Raw genomic sequence first — 16339 nt, 5'->3', positions numbered from 1 at the left:
GCGATCCGGTGCCGGGCCGCCCGTCCGGGCCGTTCCCGGCTTTGCCCGCATCCGATCATGCCGTCCTTCCACCCGCAAGAGATGTGTTTTGCCTTGCCTTCGGCGCGTCCCCGTGAAACAGCAAACCGCCAAACGATGCGGTCCAAGGAGGTTCCCATGGAGATTCGCGAGGCTCTCACCTTTGATGATGTGCTTCTGGTGCCGGCGGCAAGTTCGGTCCTGCCCGCAGATGCGGATACATCGACCTTCGTGACCCGCTCGATCCGCATGAACATCCCGCTTCTGTCCTCGGCGATGGATACGGTGACGGAGGGGCGCATGGCCATCGCCATGGCGCAGGCAGGCGGGATCGGCGTGATCCACCGCAACCTGAATACCGAGGAACAGGCCCGTGAGGTGCGCCGCGTCAAGCGCTTCGAATCCGGTATCGTCTATTCGCCAATCACCCTTACCCCCGACCAGACACTGGCCGATGCCAAGGCGCTGCAGGAACGCTACAACGTCACCGGTTTCCCGGTCGTCGATGACAAGGGCCGGGTTCTGGGCATCGTGACCAATCGCGACATGCGCTTTGCCTCGGATGACCGCACGCCGGTGCGGGTGATGATGACCGGGGACAATCTGGCCATCCTGCAGGAACCCGCCGACCGTGAGGCCGCGATCAGCCTGATGAAGGCGCGCCGCATCGAAAAGCTGCTGGTGACCGACGGGACGGGCAAGCTGACAGGGCTTCTGACCCTGAAAGATACCGAAAAGGCTGTGCTGAACCCCAATGCCTGCAAGGATGATCTGGGGCGGCTGCGGGTGGCGGCGGCCTCGACCGTCGGCGATGCGGGGTTTGAGCGGTCTCAGGCCCTGATCGAGGCGGGGGTGGACATGGTGGTGATCGACACCGCGCATGGCCATTCCGAAGGCGTGGCACGGGCGGTGGAGCGGATCAAGAAACTGTCCAATGCCGTGCAGGTCGTGGCGGGGAATGTGGCGACGGCCGAGGCAACGCGCGCGCTGATCGGGGCAGGCGCGGATGCGGTGAAGGTGGGGATCGGCCCGGGGTCGATCTGCACCACGCGCATCGTGGCCGGTGTGGGCGTGCCGCAACTGACGGCAATCATGGATGCGGCCGGGGCGGCGGGCGATATTCCCGTCATCGCCGACGGCGGCATCAAGTATTCCGGCGATTTCGCCAAGGCCATCGCGGCGGGGGCGTCTTGCGCCATGGTCGGATCGGCCATCGCGGGCACGGACGAATCCCCCGGTGAGGTGATCCTGTATCAGGGACGCAGCTTCAAATCCTATCGCGGCATGGGCTCTTTGGGCGCCATGGCGCGCGGATCTGCCGACCGGTATTTCCAGAAGGATGCCGCGTCCGACAAGCTGGTGCCCGAGGGGATCGAGGGGCAGGTGCCTTACAAAGGGTCTGCCGCCGCGGTCGTGCATCAGCTGGTTGGCGGGTTGCGTGCCGCCATGGGCTATACCGGCAATGGCACCGTGGCCGAGATGCGCAGCAACTGCACTTTCGTGCGCATCACCGGGGCAGGGCTGAAGGAAAGCCATGTCCATGATGTGCAGATCACCCGCGAAAGCCCGAATTACCGTGTGATGTGACCGGGGTGGCGTTTCTTTTGCCCATGGGGCGGCGATGACCCCCGCCGCCCGACATGCCGCCGCAATCGGTATCCTTGACCGCTGGCTTGCCGGAGAGGCGGCAGAAAAGGCGCTGACCAACTGGGCGCGAACCAACCGCTATGCCGGATCTGGCGACCGAGCGGCGATCCGGGATATCGTTTTTCAATCAATCCGTTGCAGGCGGTCCTTCGCGCATCTGAGTGGCGCGGAAACCGGGCGCGGCCTGATCCTTGGCGCGCTTCGGGCGGCGCAGACCGATCCGGCAACGGTTTTCACCGGTGACCGCTTCGCACCGGCCCCGCTGACCGACGCCGAATTCGCGACCGAAACTGCATTGCCGCCCGCCCCTTCGGGAAATGTCGCACTGGACTGCCCCGACTGGCTGCGCCCGCTTCTGGATCGTGCGCTTGGCGATCAGGCTCTGGCGGTGCTGGAGGCTTTGCGTCACCGCGCCCCGGTCTTTCTGCGCGTGAACAGCCTGCGCGCAACGGTGGATCAAGCGGTGGCGGCATTGCAGGCGGAAGGCATCGACACCCGGCCCGCGCCACTTTCGCCCAGGGCGCTTGAGGTGACGGGAAATGCGCGTCGCGTCCAGACCAGTGCGGCCTTTGCCGCAGGGCTGGTGGAATTGCAGGATGCCGCGTCACAGGCGGTGGTGGATCTTCTGCCGCTGACAGCGGGCGCGCGGGTGCTGGATCTTTGTGCCGGGGGCGGGGGAAAATCACTGGCCATGGCCGCCCGGATGTCCTTGCAGATCTTTGCCCATGACATTGACGCCGGGCGCTTGTCGGATCTTCCGGCCCGGGCCGGGCGGGCCGGGGCGCCGCTGCATCTCCTTGATGATGCCGAAGGTCCCGAACGGATGGCGCCCTTCGATCTGGTTCTGGCCGATGCACCCTGTTCCGGGTCGGGCAGCTGGCGCCGCGCGCCCGAGGCGAAATGGCGACTGACCGCTGAACGGCTGACCCAGCTTTGCGCGATACAGGACAGTATACTGACCCGCGCCGCAGCCCTTGTCGCCCCGGGCGGGGTGCTGGCCTATGCGACCTGTTCGCTGCTGGAGGACGAGAATTCCGACCGTATCGCAGCCTTTCTGGACAGGCACCCGGACTGGCGCTGTGACCTTAGCCGCCAGTTCACGCCGCTGGACGGGGCGGACGGTTTCTTTGCCGCGATTCTCAGAAGAGTTGACTAAAGAGAGGGTCAACCTGAAGCTGATTTCGGGGCGGTGTCTCGATTTCGGTTAAGTCCGGGTTAACTTTTCTGCCTCTCAATGTCCCTTGACTGGTCAGGAGGCGCGGGTGCGGCAGGTCTGGAATTCGGCGGGGGAGGTTGCGCAGACCGCGCGCATGCTTTCGGCCCGGATCTGGCTTTTGCTTGGGGCGGCGGGGGCCGCACTTGTCGTGGCAGCACTTGCAACCCATCCCGAAACCCGGCTTGCGGCCTTGGTGGCGGGGGCGACCTTTGTCGCGCTGATCCTTGTCATCCGCGGCATCGGTCTGCTGCAGCGCCTGCGCCGCCATGGGCTTGCGCGACGGCTGGGCCGTATGGCGGGTGCTGATGCCTCGGCCTGTTTCATGACCGATGATCTGGGGGAAATCACCTTTCAGAACGCCGCTGCGGCAGAACGCTTTGGCCCGGCACCCGGGGAAACGCTGGTGTCCACGCTGAAGGATTTCTTTGCCAGCCCCGCCTCAGTCCTGTTCCGCCTGCAGTCGCGCGCCCGCCATCAGGGCAGCGCGCGCGAGGATGTCGTCACCCGGCGCGGCCATGTCCGCCTTTCGGTTCATGTGGTCGCCCCGGGCTATTTCCTCTGGCGCCTTGAGGAATTCAACGAACGCTCGGGTGCCGGGCGGGGGGCTGAGACGCTCAGCCTGCCGATGCTGGTCGTGAACAAGGCCGGAGTGGTCCTGTTCACCAATGAGGCGATGCGACGCCTGCTGGGCGCACGTCCGAAACGGCTGGACCGGGTTTTCACCACTCCCGCGCTGCATTCGGGTGAGGAAGTGTCGGTCGCAGGCGTGGACGGTCCGGTGCGCGCCATCCTTGCCGAGGTGCCGGGGATCGGTGAGCGTCGCGAAATCTACCTGCTCCCGATGTCCGAGCGGGAAGGCGGGCCGGAAATGCTGGCCGATTTCGAACATGTTCCGGTCGCGCTGATCAAGTTCCGCGCCGATGGCAGCATCCGCGCCGCCAATGGCGCCGCGCGGGACCTGACGGGAATCGGCCCCGGTGACGCGGTTCTGCGCATCCATGAGCTGTTTGAAGGGCCGGGCCGCTCGATCTCGGACTGGATGGGGGATGTGCTGGCCAAGCGCGTGCCATGCCGCGCCGAAGTGCTGCGCCTGCGCCGCAAGGATGAAGAAACCTTTGTGCAGGTCACGTTGCGCCGTGTGGTGGAGCGCGGCCGTCCCGGCGTTCTGGCGGTGCTGCAGGACGCGACGGCGCTGAAAACCCTTGAGGCGCAATTCGTGCAAAGTCAGAAAATGCAGGCAATCGGGCAGCTTGCAGGCGGGATCGCGCATGATTTCAACAATCTTCTGACCGCGATCTCAGGCCATTGCGATCTGCTTTTGCTGCGCCACGCGCCCGGCGATCCCGAATATGCCGATCTGGTGCAGATCCATCAGAATTCCAACCGGGCCGCCAGTCTGGTGGGGCAGCTGCTGGCGTTTTCACGCAAGCAGACCCTGAAACCGGAAGTCGTGGATCTTCAGGATGTGCTGTCGGAAATGACCCATCTGCTGAACCGTCTGGTGGGGGAAAAGCTGCATCTGCAGTTTTCGCATGCGCCCGATCTGGGGCCGATCCGGGCCGACCGGCGGCAGTTGGAACAGGTGGTGATGAACCTTGTCGTCAACGCCCGCGACGCGATGACCGAGGGCGGCACGATCCGGATCGAGACTGAGGCGGCCAGTCTGGACCAGCCGCAGAAACGCAATCATGTCGAATTGCCAGCCGGGGATTATGTGGTGATCCGCGTCACCGATACCGGCTGCGGCATCCCGCCTGACCGGATCGAGAAGATCTTTGAACCTTTCTTTACCACCAAGGGTGTGGGCAAGGGCACGGGGCTGGGGCTGTCCACTGTTTACGGCATCGTCAAGCAATCGGGCGGCTTCATCTTCGTCGAAAGTGCTCCGGGCAAGGGCAGCCGCTTTGATCTTTATTTTCCGGCCCATCGGTCCGATCCGGCTCAAGAGGCGGCTTCGGGCCTCCGCCGGGCAGAGGTTGCAATGCCCCGGGCCGAGTTGCTTCCGGCCCCCGATCCGCTCCTCGCCGCCACCGCCACCACAACCCGCCCCGGCGAGGGTGTCATCCTGCTGGTCGAGGATGAGGCTCCGGTGCGGGCCTTCGCCTCCCGCGCGTTGCGGTTGCGCGGCTATACGGTGATCGAGGCCGGAACCGCCGAAGAGGCGCTGGAGACGCTTGGGGATGCCACGCTGGAGGTGGATGTCTTTGTCACCGATGTTGTGATGCCGGGCATGGACGGGCCAAGCTGGGTGCGTGAGGCGCGGCGCGACCGCCCCGACGTGCGCGTGGTTTTCGTCTCGGGCTATTCCGAGGACTGCCTGACAGAGGAGCAGGATGCGATTCCGAATTCGGTTTTCCTGCCCAAACCCTTCTCGCTGAACGATCTGACACTGACCGTGCAGAACCAGCTTGTCGCCGCCGCAGCCCCGGGCCCCTGAAGGCGGCCCGTTCCTTGCCGATTGCGCGGCGCGGCGGCGGTCAGCGGCAGAACATCTCATGCATAAGGGTGATGGTGCGGATCACCTTGGGATCTTGAATGGAATAGTGGATCGTCTTGCCATCGCGGCGGCAGGAAACCAGCCCTTCAAGCCGCAACCGCGCCAGTTGCTGGCTTACGGCGGCCTGACGCGACCCCAGCATGGTTTCAAGCTCCCCGACCGATTTCTCCCCCTCCAGCAAATGACACAGGATCATCAGCCGCCCTTCATGCGACAGCGTCTTGAGAAAGCCCGCCGCCGCCTCGGCCTTGCGCATCATCTCATCCGGGGGCAGGGCGTCGCAGGGGATTGCGGGCAGGATCTGCGCGCTGAAAGTGCTCGGTTTGCCGTCGATAGACATGTTTATCCCCGGATCCGGTTGGTCAGGAGGTTGATTTAGTCGGCGGGGGGGGCGGAAACAAGAAAACCGGGGCGCAACCGGCAAAAGCCCCGCATCTTGCCGGAATTGCCTGCCGCCGGCAGGCCCCCGGCCTTCCTGCGCCCTGCTTACTCCGCGCCGGAAAATCCGCCATACTGCCCCTGACTGAACAGCAGCGGCGCACCTTCGCGTGCCGCAAAGCGCAGCACCCGGCCCAGAATCACCAGATGGTCGCCGCCGTCATGGGTGGCATGCTGCACGCATTCGTAGCGCGCCAACGTGCCGGGGATCAGCGGAATCCCTTCGGGGCTGAACGCGGCGTCCAGCCCGGTGAATCCCGCCCCTTGGCGGGCGAAGCGGGCGCAAAGCTCTGCGTCCTCCTCGGCCAGAACATGGATGGCGAAATGCTGCGCGGTGGCGAAGATCCTGAAGCGCGCCGAGGCCCGTGCGGGCGACCACAGAACCAGCGGCGGATCCAGCGAGACCGAGGCGAAACTGTTGGCCGTAAAGCCCAGCGGTCCCTCGGGCCCCGCCGTCGTAACCACGGTCACCCCGGTCGCAAAACGCCCCAGCGCTTCGCGGAACAGACGCGCATCGCTTGGGTCACGCAGCGGGCCGGTGGCGGCGTCGGGCGTTTTTTCATCCATCCGCTTTGGCATCGTTTCTGTCATCCGGTTGCACATTGGTCGGCGCGACACCGCTCAAATCACGTCCGGCGCGTCATGTCGACCTTTTGCCGGCGCAGAGTCCGCCGGGGCAGACCGGCTCAGGTCGTTTTCACGGCGGTGTGATTGCCGCGAGGGGCAGAGCCTCTTTTGCGCGCTCAGGGTTCAGAGCGCGTCAATGCCTCGGCCATGGCCGTTTCTCCGCGTGCCCGCATATTCGCCGCGACCCCTTCGCGATCCTCGGCGCTGCGGTTCTGGCTCATCTTCGCCTTGGCGATCACGCGCAATGGCACGATGCGGAAGGCGACGATTCCCTGCAGCATGCCGGCGATGAAATCGGCCGGAGCCTCCGCCATCTTCCAGGCCCGCCCGCCGTTCACCCGTCGTTCATGATCCCGCGTCAGCATCGCCACCGCCACGCGGCGGTCGTGTTCTGCATGCGAAAAGGTGATCGGTCCGTGAACATGGGCCACACGGTAATTCCACGTCGGCACGGCCTTGTGATGTTCGGCTTTCGAGGGATAGGCGTTCGGTGTGACATAGGCATCCTCCCCCCGGAAGATCGCAAGCACCTGCTGTCCCTCCGCGATCAGCCGGTGCATGTCATTGGCCAGTGCGACATGACCGATCAGGTCACCATCGGGCGCGCGCAGAAGCGGCAGGTGATTGGCCAGAATCCCGTCGGGCGTTGTGGCGATGACCGTGGCCAGCGGATAGGCCGCGATCAGCCCGGCAATCGCGTCAGGGTCGGTTTCGGCAAAATGCGGAGGCATATACATTGCGCGGGATCCGGGGGCAGGGGCAAGGGGCATCCGGGGCGTGGGCGGCCCCGCAAAGGACTATCCCCGCCCCGCCGCGCCAGTGCAAGACCAGAGCCGGGCGGGTGCCGCGCGGGCGCCGCAAATTGATGTGCCAAGGCGGGCGCGGCGGGCTGGAAAGCGCGCGCGACATGCGCTAAGGGATGCGCCATCCGATCCAGCCGGGGACAGCGCCGATGAAAGCCGCCGTAATCACCTTTCCGGGGTCCAATTGCGACCGCGACCTTGCGCTTGCGCTGACCGCGGCGGGGGCCGAGGTTCACCGCGTCTGGCACAAGGACAGTGCGCTGCCCGAAGGCATTGATCTGGTCGGGGTTCCGGGCGGATTTTCCTTTGGTGATTATCTGCGCTGCGGGGCCATTGCCGCGCAATCGCCCATCGGGGCGGCAGTGCGCGCCCATGCTGCGCGGGGGGGCTACGTTCTGGGCATCTGCAACGGATTTCAGGTTCTGACCGAAATGGCGCTGCTGCCCGGCGTTCTGATGCGCAATGCAGGTTTGAAATTCATCTGCAAGCCGGTGGGGCTGGAGGTGGCCGAAGCGCAAAGCGCCTTTACCGCAGGCTGGGGCAAAGGGGACAGCATCAGCCTTCCGGTCGCCCATCATGACGGCAATTACAATGCCGATGCCGCGACGCTGGACCGGCTTGAGGGCGAGGGGCGCGTGGCCTTCCGCTACCTTGACAACCCCAACGGATCGGCGCGCGACATCGCAGGGATCCTGTCGGAAAACCGCCGGGTTCTGGGCATGATGCCGCATCCCGAACGCGCGGTTGATCCTGCGCAGGGTTCCGCCGATGGTTCGGTGCTTTTCCGCTCGCTGGTGGCGGGACTTGTCGCGGCCTGATCCGCGCCGCATCTGCGCTGGCTTGAGATCGCAAGGCACCCCGCCTAGACTTGCGCCATGACGCAGGATGACCGCATGCCACGGCCCGATGAACCCGCCCCAACCGGGACGGATGCGGAAAACGGTATGGCCGCAGCGCCGACCGATCCGTCGGCATCCGATACGCCAAATTCCGAAGGGCTGGCGCCTGCGGGCAGCGCGCCCGTGCCGCCGCCTTCGTCCGGGGCTGTAGAAACGACCGTGCCGGGACTGTCGCAGGGCCGCACCCGCCTGCGCAGCGGCATGGGCGGCTTCCCCCGTCCTGAAACGATAAGCAGGCCGCGCCCGCTGTCCGCATCGCCGGAAACCACGACCGGCACCCTTGCCGCGCGGCAGCCCTGGTGGACGCGGATCCTTGTCTTTTTGCTGTTCATCCTTGCCGTGGCGGTGGTGCTGGTCACCAACAGCTGGATGACCGAACGCTTTTCTGAATCGACCCGCAACCGCGCCGAGGTCCGGCTGGCGCTTTACAGCGGCAACCTGATTTCGGAATTGCAGCGCAATTCGGTGGTGCCGCTGCTGCTGGCGCGCGATCCCGAATTGGTGCGCGCGCTGACCGACGGGAATTATTCCAGCACCTCGGCGCGGCTGATTTCCTTTCAGGCCGAGATCGGCGCGGCCTCGATCCTGCTGCTGGACCGGGAGGGGCGCGCGGTCGGCGCGACAAACCGCAATCTTCTGGGCTCAAACCATCGGCAGTCGTCGTATTTCGTCGATGCGCAGCGTAACCGCGACACGGTCTTCACTGCCGCAAGGCGCGAGACCGGCGCTATGGATTTCACCTATTCCCGCGCCATCCTGTCGGAAAACCGCATGGTCGGCGTGATCGTGGTCGCGGTCGATCTGATGAAATATGAACGGTCCTGGGCCGGGTTGACCGATGCGGTTCTGGTCACCGACAGCGAGGGACGGGTGATCCTTGCGACCGAACCGCGCTGGCGCGGGCTGACCATGGCCGAGGCGATGGCGGTGCAATCCCCGCCTTCGGCGATCCGACGTGCGATTCAGGCGACCGCCGACTGGGCGCAGGAGCCGCCCGATGCCTATCTGCGCGGGCAGGCCGTGATGCAGACCGAAACGCGGGTGCCGTTTCGCGGCTGGCGGCTTGTGACCTTCACCGCCTATGATTCGGTGCGCGAACGGGTGAATGCCGTTCTGGCGCTGGAAATCATGGGTTTTGCCATCCTGCTGGCGCTGACCTTCTATTTCCTGTCGCGCCGGGCATGGTCGCAAAGCATATCCTTTCAGCGCGAAAGCGCGGAATTGCGGCTGTTGAACGCGCGGCTGCAACGCGAGATCGCGCAGCGCGAAAAGATGCAGAAGGATCTGGCCGTTGCGGAACTGACACTGGCGCAATCGTCGAAACTGGCGGCCCTTGGGGAAATGTCGGCGGCGGTCAGCCATGAACTGAACCAGCCCCTTGCCGCGATGAAAACCTATCTGGCGGGGGCGCAGCTTCTGGTACAGCGGCGTCGCCCCGATGAGGCGCTGTCCTCGTTCCAGCGGATCGACGACCTGATCGAGCGGATGGGGGCGATCACGCGGCAGCTGAAATCCTATGCCCGAAAGGGGGGCGAGGCCTTTGAACCTGTGGATCTTCGGGCCGCTTTGTCCTCGGCGCTGTCGATGATGGAACCACAACTCAAGGCGCGCGTTGTGCAAATAACGAGAAACGTGCCGCGCAACCCGGTTATGGTGATGGCGGACCGCATCAGGCTGGAACAGGTGTTCATCAACCTCCTTCGAAATGCGCTGGATGCGACCAAGGGCGTGGCAGAGCCGCGCATCGACCTGACCGTGACGGTGGATCAGGCAGTGCGCCTTGCAGTGCGCGACAACGGGCATGGGATCTCGGACCTCGATAACCTGTTCGAGCCCTTCTACACGACCAAGAAACCCGGTGAGGGTGTAGGCCTCGGCCTTGCGATTTCCTCGGGCATCGTGACCGATCTGGGCGGGCGGCTGACCGCACGCAATGGTGACGGGGGCGGGGCTGTTTTCGAGGTGCAGCTTCCCATATTGGGGTCCGAAGTGGCGGCAGCAGAGTAGGAATGGAATGGCGCGAGCGATGAAAGTGGCAATCGTCGATGACGAGGCGGATATGCGGCAGTCGATCAGCCAATGGCTGGCCCTGTCAGGTTTCGAGACGGAAACCTTCGCCTCGGCCGAAGATGCGCTGAAGGGCATCGCCCCTGATTATCCCGGTGTCGTGGTCAGCGATATCAAGATGCCGGGCATGGATGGCATGGCTTTCCTGAAGCGGCTGATGAGCCTCGACAGCGGTCTTCCCGTCATCATGATCACCGGCCATGGCGATGTGCCGATGGCGGTCGAGGCGATGCGGGTCGGGGCCTATGACTTTCTGGAAAAGCCGTTCAATCCGGACCGGATGACGGAGCTGACCAAGAAGGCCACCCAGTTGCGGCGCATGACGCTGGACAATCGCGCGCTGCGGCGGGAATTGTCGGATGGTTCGGTCCTGATGAAGAAGCTGATCGGCACCTCTCCGGTGATGGAGCGTCTGCGCGAGGACATCCTCGATCTGGGGCAGGCCGATGGCCATGTGCTGATCGACGGTGAGACCGGCACGGGCAAGACGCTTGCCGCCCATGCGCTGCATGCCGTGGGGCCGCGCGGGTCGAAAAAATTCGTCACCATTTCTTGCGCCGCATGGTCCGAGGATCAACTGGCCGCACGGCTGTTCGGCCCGATGGAAGAGGGCGGCACCCTGCCCTTGGCCGAAGAGGCGCGCGGCGGCACTCTGTGCCTTGAGGATATCGAAAGCCTGAGCCACGCGCTGCAGTCACGGCTGCTGACGATGATCAACGAACAGGGCAGCCCGCCCGAAACCCGCATCATCGCGATCTGCAACGAACATGCGCCCGACAAGACGCTGGAAGATATCCTGCGCCCCGATCTGTTCTACCGGCTGGGTGCCATGACCATTGTCTGCCCGCCGCTGCGCGCGCGCGGTGAGGATATCCTGACGCTGTTCACCCGTCTGGGCGAACAGTTTGCCGAGGAATATGGCTGCGACGCGCCGCAGATCGCCGCACAGGAGGCTGCGCAACTGTTGCAGGCACCTTGGCCCGGCAATGTGCGCCAGCTGGTCAATATCGCCGAACGGGCGATTCTGCAGAACCGCCGGGGCACGGGCTCCATCGCGTCCCTTCTGATGGCGGATAATGAGGCGACGGGACCGGCCCTGACCACCGAAGGCAAACCGCTGAAGGATTATGTCGAGGCGTTTGAGCGGATGCTGATCGACAATACCATGCGGCGGCATCGCGGCTCGATCGTTTCGGTGATGGAAGAGTTGTGCCTGCCGCGCCGCACATTGAATGAGAAAATGGCGAAATACGGCCTGACGCGCGCCGATTACGTCTGATCCGACGCGCATCGACTTGGTCAAAGGGCGCGGGCTGCGCAGTGCGGGGGCGGACCCCCGCCCTGCTCAGGTCGCGCCCAGCCCGGCCTTCATCAGCAGATGCCGCAGCGGTGCCAGCCCGTGCAGCGCGCGCAAGCCTTCCATCCGCAGGTCGCGCAGGGGCTGCGCCCCGGCCATCGAGGCGCGGTTCAGAAGGTCGATCCCTGTGATCCGCGCCGTGATCTCGGGATGGCGGCGACGGTGATAGTCGTCCAGCATCCGGGCATCGCCCAGAGTGTCGGGCCGTTCGCGCGCAAGCGTCAGCAGGCAGGCCAGATCGGCAAGGCTCATGTTCAGGCCCTGCGCGCCGATGGGCGGCAGCACATGCGCGGCCTCTGCCATCAGGGCCGCGCGCTGTCCGGTCATGCGCTCGGCGGCCTGCGTGATGATCGGCCAGGCGGTCAGGCGGGTTGCGAGCTTCAGCGGCCCCAGGACCCCTGACGAACGGCGGGTCATTTCCACCTCGAATTCCGGGCGGGACAGGGCCATCAGCCGCGCGATCTCAGGGCCCGTCTCCATCCAGACCACGGCCGAGGCCGGATGGCCCGCATGGTCAGGCAGCGGCACCAATGTGAAAGGGCCACCGCTGCGATGCACCTCGGTTGAGATATTGCGATGCGGTTCGGGATGGGTCACGGCAAAGGCCAGCGCCTTCTGCCCATAGCGCCGGGTCCGCACGCCGATGCCAAGCGCCACGCGCATGGGCGATGTGCGCCCGTCGGCGGCGATCAGCAGCCGGGCAGAGATGCGCGCGCCGTCCGACAATGTCACCCGCGCCTCGGTCTCGCGCGTGGCAAGGGCGGTGGTGGCGATGCCGGGGCGGAAATCGACGGTTTCCAGCCCCGCCAGATGCGCAACCAGTTCCCGCCGCAACAGCCAGTTGGGCAGATTCTGCCCGAACGGCGCCTCGGATATCTCGGCCGCGTCGAAATCGCGGATCAGGCGGGGCTCGGTCGTCTCGGCGGTCGCGTTGCCCGCTCCGCCGGCATCGACGATGCGCATGGTCTGAAGCGGGGTTGCATGGGGGGCAAGACGGGGCCAGATGCCCAGATCATCCAGCAGCGCCACGGCCGGTTGTAGAAATGCGGTGGATCGCAGATCGGCGCCTTCGGTCGTCGCATCCGTCACCGGGGGGGCGGGATCGACGCAGATCACGCGAAAGCCGCTGGCCCCGAAACCTGCCGCCGCCATCAGCCCGGCCACACCACCGCCCGAGATCAGGATATCGGTCTTTTCAACCATTCCGAACCACCTTTCCGCATTCATCTAGCGGCCACTGGGGGCCAGATCCAAGCGGTAAAGCGATGTTGCGGCAGATTTACGCAACTGCAGAGTTAGGGGGGGCAGGATCGGGCTCAGGCCTGCGAGGATTGCCGAGGCAAGCATGATTGCGATTCGCCCCGCTTTCGCGCGGGGTCACAGTCCGGCCCCATCCGGCGGGATGATGCGCTGCGGCAGATGGTCTCAGCCCGGGCCCGGCAGCAGCCGCGACAGGAAACCCGCCAGATCATCGGTATGGTGATGAATATGCGGGGCGGGGGCTGGCAGCGGAGCGACATGGACGGTGCGCATCCCCATGTCATGTGGGGCGGCAAGGTTGCGCGGATCATCCTCGAACATCGCGGCAGTGGCGGGGTCGATGCCATCGGCGGTAAAGATCGTCTCAAAGGCCGCGCGTTCGGGCTTGGGGCGAAAGCCCGCATGTTCGACGCCGTAGACCGCATCGAACAGGCCCGAAAGCCCCCGCGCCTCGATCACGCGTTCTGCATAGGGGCGCGATCCGTTGGTATAGACGATGCGCCGCCCCGGCAGGGCGGAGATCGCCCGGGCCAGCGGCAGATCCTGTTCCAGATGGTCCAGCGTGATATCATGCACCGAGGTCAGATAGGGTGCCGGATCAACCCCGTGTTCAGACATCAGCCCCGCCAGCGTGGTGCCGTAAAGCTGCCAGTAATGGCGGCGCAGGCGGTCGGCCTCATCGCGTTCGACACGCAGCGCCTGCATCACCCAATCGGTCATGCGGATCTCGATCTGGTCGAAAAGCCGCGCCGAGGGCGGGTAAAGCGTATTGTCCAGATCAAAGACCCAGGCGCGGACATTGTGGAATTCTGGCATTGTCATGGCGCGATCCTAGCCTGGGCCGGGGCTGGCTTGCAACGGATTGCCGCTTGATGCGGCGGGCAGGGCGGGGCTAACCTCCGCGCAAAGCGGAGGGAGCATGCGCGTCGTGCAGAAAGATGCCTATAGTCTGATCCTCGAAGCCATTGACGCGGGCACCTACAAGCCCGGCGACAGGCTGGTGGAGTCGGAACTGGCCGAGCGGCTGGGGGTTTCGCGCACGCCGGTGCGGGAGGCGCTGCAGCGGCTGGAAACCCAGTCGATGCTGACGCGGGACGGGCGCAGCCTGATCGTGGCCTCGCTCGACCATAACCAGCTGGCCGAACTTTATGCCGTGCGCACCGAGCTTGAAGGGCTGGCCGCACGTCTGGCCGCCCGCCATGCCAGTGATGAGGAACAGCGCGTCCTGCGCGCCATGGTCAATGAGGACAAGGCCCTGCTGGGGGGTGATCCCCGCGCGCTGAGCCGTGCGAACAAGCGGTTTCACAAACAGATCCATCTGGCATCGCATAACCGCTTTCTGGTCCAGCAACTGGATCTGGTGCATCGGTCAATGGCCTTGATGGCCAATACGTCCTTTGCCGCCGAGGGACGTGATATGGCCGGTCTGGCCGAACATGAGGCGATCGTCGATGCGATCGAGGCGCGCGACGGTGAGGCCGCCTATCAGGCGCTGCGCACCCATATCTCGCGCGCATTCGAGACACGGCTGCGGATTGATGCCGGGGAATTGCGCACGCGCTGAGCCGGGAGGGGTCGGGTGGGCCCGCGTGGCAGCCGGTCCTTGCGGCGGGGCGCTGGCATGGGCAGCGGGCGTCGTCATTTCGGATCGAAATGCCCGTGGCTGGTCTTGTCCCAATAAAACGGGCGCAGAACCAGTTCCCACAAAGCCTTGTATGAGGCCAGTGCGGCCAGCGGAAAATAGAAATGCAGGCTGGGCACCCAGAACGGGCTGATCCGGTATCCGATCCGGCGCAGCCCTTCGAGATTGACAAGCATTCCGATCACTTCGGTTGCAAGAAAGAACAGCAGCAGCCAACCCATCGACCCGCCCGGCATGATGTTTGCCAGTGGATGATCCATGCCGAAGGCGATGATCCAGAAACTCCACAACAGCGGCGCCAGCAGGAATTGCGACAGCGTGCACAGAAACAGGATCTGGAACCCGGCAAAGCGCCATGCCCCCAATTGCCGCCACAGCAGGGCCGGATCGCGCATATGCACCATCCATGTCACCATATAGCCCTTGAGCCAGCGGGACCGCTGCCGGATCCAGGGCAGGGTGCGGCAATTCGCTTCCTCGCCGGTCACGGTATCCAGCAATTCGGTGCGATAGCCATGCCGGGCCAGCCGCACGCCCAGATCGGCATCTTCCGTTACGTTATGGGCGTCCCATCCGCCCAAGCCTTCCAAGGCGGCGCGGCGGAAGAACAGCGTTGTGCCGCCCAGCGGAATGACCAGCCCCAGCCGTGCCAGACCCGGCAGGATGATGCGGAACCATGTCGCATATTCCAGCGTAAAACAGCGCGACAGCCAGTTGGTGCGGCTGTTGTAGAAATCCAGCACGCCTTGCAGGCAGGCCACCTCGGGGCCACGCTGGTGAAACCGCGTGACCACCTTGTGGATCTGCGCGGGTTCGGGTGCGTCCTCGGCATCATAGACGCCGATGATGGACCCACGGCACAGGTCCAGCGCATAGTTCAGCGCGCGGGGTTTGGTCTTGAGCACCCCGTCGGGCACCACAACCACGCGCATCCATTGCGGCAGGCCTGACCCGGCCAGTGCTGCGCGCGTTGCGCTGTCCTTTTCCTCAACCACCAGCAGCACATCCAGCAGATCGCGGGGATAATCTATCCGCTCCAGCCGCCGGATCAGGCGCGGGGCGATATCATCCTCGCGATGGAGGGCCACCATGACCGAGACCATAGGCAATCGCAGGATCGGCACGGGCGGGGGGGCGGATGGGGCCGGTCGCAATGCGGCGATCAGGGCCGCCAGTCGCAACAGCGTCGTCAGAAGCAGTGTCACACTGGCCCAGATCACAAGGGCAAGCCCCAATGAAAGCGGCGCAAGCCATACTGCCATCGCCAGAACCGCAAGGACCAGCCCGGCCCGCAGCGCCATCGGCCCGCTGCGCCAGTTGCGGCAGCTTTCGGCGGCAGGCACCCGTTCCTCGGCCCGCCGCGCCAGCCTTGCGCCGAAACCGACCCGCAGCGCGGTTTCGATCTGATCGGCCGGCATCAGCGCCGCCATGACAGGGCCAAGCCGCGCGGTCAGCCAGGGGTGATGCCTGGCAAAATCCTCGGGCCGGGCGGTAGCGACCAGCGTGACCTGTCCGTTGCTGCGGATCGGCAATAGCCCCTCACGCAGGCAATCGACCGGCCCCAGCCGCTCAACCAGACCCGGATCGGGCGGGTGGCGATCGGCGTCGATCAGAGGCAGCGACCAGTAGCGCGACATGGCCATATGCAAAAGGTCAGGGGCGATCAGACCCTGCGCCAGCAGGATATCGGCCAGCCTGCCGCCATGACGCCGCTGCAATGTCAGGGCCAGAACCAGCGTTTGCGCGGAAACAAGTCCTTGTTTCAGCAGCGAGACACCGAAGCCATGCGCCGGGGGAACCGGCATCCGGCGCAGCCTGCGCGCGGTTTCACCTGTCGCCGTGGCGTCAGTTCCTGTCATCGGAGCCGT

The 16339-nt window shown here is 65.1% G+C and carries 13 protein-coding genes; 7 read left to right on the top strand and 6 right to left on the bottom strand.

What is annotated here, in order from left to right:
- Positions 1–156: 156 nt before the first annotated feature.
- From guaB to JL811_RS10420, 3 genes are all read left to right on the top strand, one after another.
- Complete coding sequence (gene guaB, locus JL811_RS10430; protein WP_202688575.1) at positions 157–1605, top strand: IMP dehydrogenase; 1449 nt, start codon at positions 157–159, stop codon at positions 1603–1605.
- A 34-nt stretch (positions 1606–1639) separates the two neighbouring features.
- A complete protein-coding gene (locus JL811_RS10425) occupies positions 1640–2821 on the top strand; it encodes an RsmB/NOP family class I SAM-dependent RNA methyltransferase (RefSeq protein WP_202688574.1) in 1182 nt (393 codons plus the stop codon).
- A 154-nt stretch (positions 2822–2975) separates the two neighbouring features.
- Positions 2976–5318, top strand: coding sequence for a hybrid sensor histidine kinase/response regulator (locus JL811_RS10420; RefSeq protein WP_202688932.1), 2343 nt, complete (start codon positions 2976–2978; stop codon positions 5316–5318).
- Between the two features lie 40 nt (positions 5319–5358).
- On the opposite strand, the gene JL811_RS10415 is transcribed toward JL811_RS10420, so the two are convergent.
- From JL811_RS10415 to JL811_RS10405, 3 genes are all read right to left on the bottom strand, one after another.
- A complete protein-coding gene (locus tag JL811_RS10415) occupies positions 5359–5637 on the bottom strand; it encodes an ArsR/SmtB family transcription factor (RefSeq protein ID WP_237684936.1) in 279 nt (92 codons plus the stop codon).
- Between the two features lie 227 nt (positions 5638–5864).
- Positions 5865–6383, bottom strand: a complete 519-nt coding sequence (locus JL811_RS10410) for a flavin reductase family protein (protein WP_202688930.1) — start codon at positions 6381–6383, stop codon at positions 5865–5867.
- A 176-nt stretch (positions 6384–6559) separates the two neighbouring features.
- Positions 6560–7180, bottom strand: coding sequence for an FMN-binding negative transcriptional regulator (locus tag JL811_RS10405; protein ID WP_202688572.1), 621 nt, complete (start codon positions 7178–7180; stop codon positions 6560–6562).
- 215 nt (positions 7181–7395) lie between these two features.
- Between JL811_RS10405 and purQ the strand changes: the two genes are divergently transcribed.
- The 3 genes from purQ (at position 7396) to JL811_RS10390 (ending at position 11491) form a co-directional block, all read left to right on the top strand.
- Positions 7396–8064 carry a phosphoribosylformylglycinamidine synthase subunit PurQ gene (gene purQ, locus JL811_RS10400; protein WP_202688571.1) on the top strand — a complete coding sequence of 223 codons (669 nt, stop codon included), beginning with the start codon at positions 7396–7398 and terminating at the stop codon, positions 8062–8064.
- A 282-nt stretch (positions 8065–8346) separates the two neighbouring features.
- Positions 8347–10152 carry an ATP-binding protein gene (locus tag JL811_RS10395; RefSeq protein WP_202688928.1) on the top strand — a complete coding sequence of 602 codons (1806 nt, stop codon included), beginning with the start codon at positions 8347–8349 and terminating at the stop codon, positions 10150–10152.
- A gap of 7 nt (positions 10153–10159) precedes the next feature.
- Positions 10160–11491 carry a sigma-54-dependent transcriptional regulator gene (locus tag JL811_RS10390; RefSeq protein ID WP_202688570.1) on the top strand — a complete coding sequence of 444 codons (1332 nt, stop codon included), beginning with the start codon at positions 10160–10162 and terminating at the stop codon, positions 11489–11491.
- Between the two features lie 66 nt (positions 11492–11557).
- Here JL811_RS10390 and JL811_RS10385 read toward each other — a convergent pair whose 3' ends face one another.
- Positions 11558–12772 (bottom strand): UbiH/UbiF family hydroxylase, encoded by a 1215-nt coding sequence (locus JL811_RS10385; protein ID WP_202688569.1) that lies wholly within the window; start codon positions 12770–12772, stop codon positions 11558–11560.
- Positions 12773–12994: 222 nt separating this feature from the next.
- On the bottom strand, positions 12995–13651 hold the full coding sequence (locus tag JL811_RS10380) for a pyrimidine 5'-nucleotidase (RefSeq protein WP_202688568.1): 657 nt from the start codon (positions 13649–13651) through the stop codon (positions 12995–12997).
- Between the two features lie 106 nt (positions 13652–13757).
- On the opposite strand from JL811_RS10380, the gene JL811_RS10375 reads away from it, so the two are divergent.
- Complete coding sequence (locus JL811_RS10375; protein WP_202688926.1) at positions 13758–14393, top strand: FCD domain-containing protein; 636 nt, start codon at positions 13758–13760, stop codon at positions 14391–14393.
- Positions 14394–14467: 74 nt separating this feature from the next.
- Here the strand turns inward: JL811_RS10375 and JL811_RS10370 are convergent, their stop codons facing one another.
- Positions 14468–16330: a glycosyltransferase gene (locus JL811_RS10370; protein ID WP_237684922.1), complete on the bottom strand. Its 1863-nt coding sequence runs from the start codon at positions 16328–16330 to the stop codon at positions 14468–14470.
- Positions 16331–16339: the final 9 nt, after the last annotated feature.

The sequence above is a fragment of the Szabonella alba genome (assembly GCF_016765775.1).
Classification (GTDB): Bacteria; Pseudomonadota; Alphaproteobacteria; order Rhodobacterales; family Rhodobacteraceae; genus Szabonella; species Szabonella alba.
The sequence above is the reverse complement of the archived record's forward strand: the minus strand, read 5'-3'. Positions and strand labels throughout refer to the sequence as shown.

Coding starts and splice junctions, on each gene's coding strand:
- JL811_RS10415 (WP_237684936.1), bottom strand. CDS start 5,637: ATGATGCGCAAGGCCGAGGCGGCGGCGGGCTTTCTCAAGACGCTGTCG.
- JL811_RS10420 (WP_202688932.1), top strand. CDS start 2,976: ATGCTTTCGGCCCGGATCTGGCTTTTGCTTGGGGCGGCGGGGGCCGCA.
- JL811_RS10425 (WP_202688574.1), top strand. CDS start 1,640: ATGACCCCCGCCGCCCGACATGCCGCCGCAATCGGTATCCTTGACCGC.
- guaB (WP_202688575.1), top strand. CDS start 157: ATGGAGATTCGCGAGGCTCTCACCTTTGATGATGTGCTTCTGGTGCCG.
- JL811_RS10395 (WP_202688928.1), top strand. CDS start 8,347: ATGGGCGGCTTCCCCCGTCCTGAAACGATAAGCAGGCCGCGCCCGCTG.
- JL811_RS10370 (WP_237684922.1), bottom strand. CDS start 16,330: ATGACAGGAACTGACGCCACGGCGACAGGTGAAACCGCGCGCAGGCTG.
- JL811_RS10410 (WP_202688930.1), bottom strand. CDS start 6,383: ATGGATGAAAAAACGCCCGACGCCGCCACCGGCCCGCTGCGTGACCCA.
- JL811_RS10385 (WP_202688569.1), bottom strand. CDS start 12,772: ATGGTTGAAAAGACCGATATCCTGATCTCGGGCGGTGGTGTGGCCGGG.
- purQ (WP_202688571.1), top strand. CDS start 7,396: ATGAAAGCCGCCGTAATCACCTTTCCGGGGTCCAATTGCGACCGCGAC.
- JL811_RS10380 (WP_202688568.1), bottom strand. CDS start 13,651: ATGACAATGCCAGAATTCCACAATGTCCGCGCCTGGGTCTTTGATCTG.
- JL811_RS10405 (WP_202688572.1), bottom strand. CDS start 7,180: ATGTATATGCCTCCGCATTTTGCCGAAACCGACCCTGACGCGATTGCC.
- JL811_RS10390 (WP_202688570.1), top strand. CDS start 10,160: ATGGCGCGAGCGATGAAAGTGGCAATCGTCGATGACGAGGCGGATATG.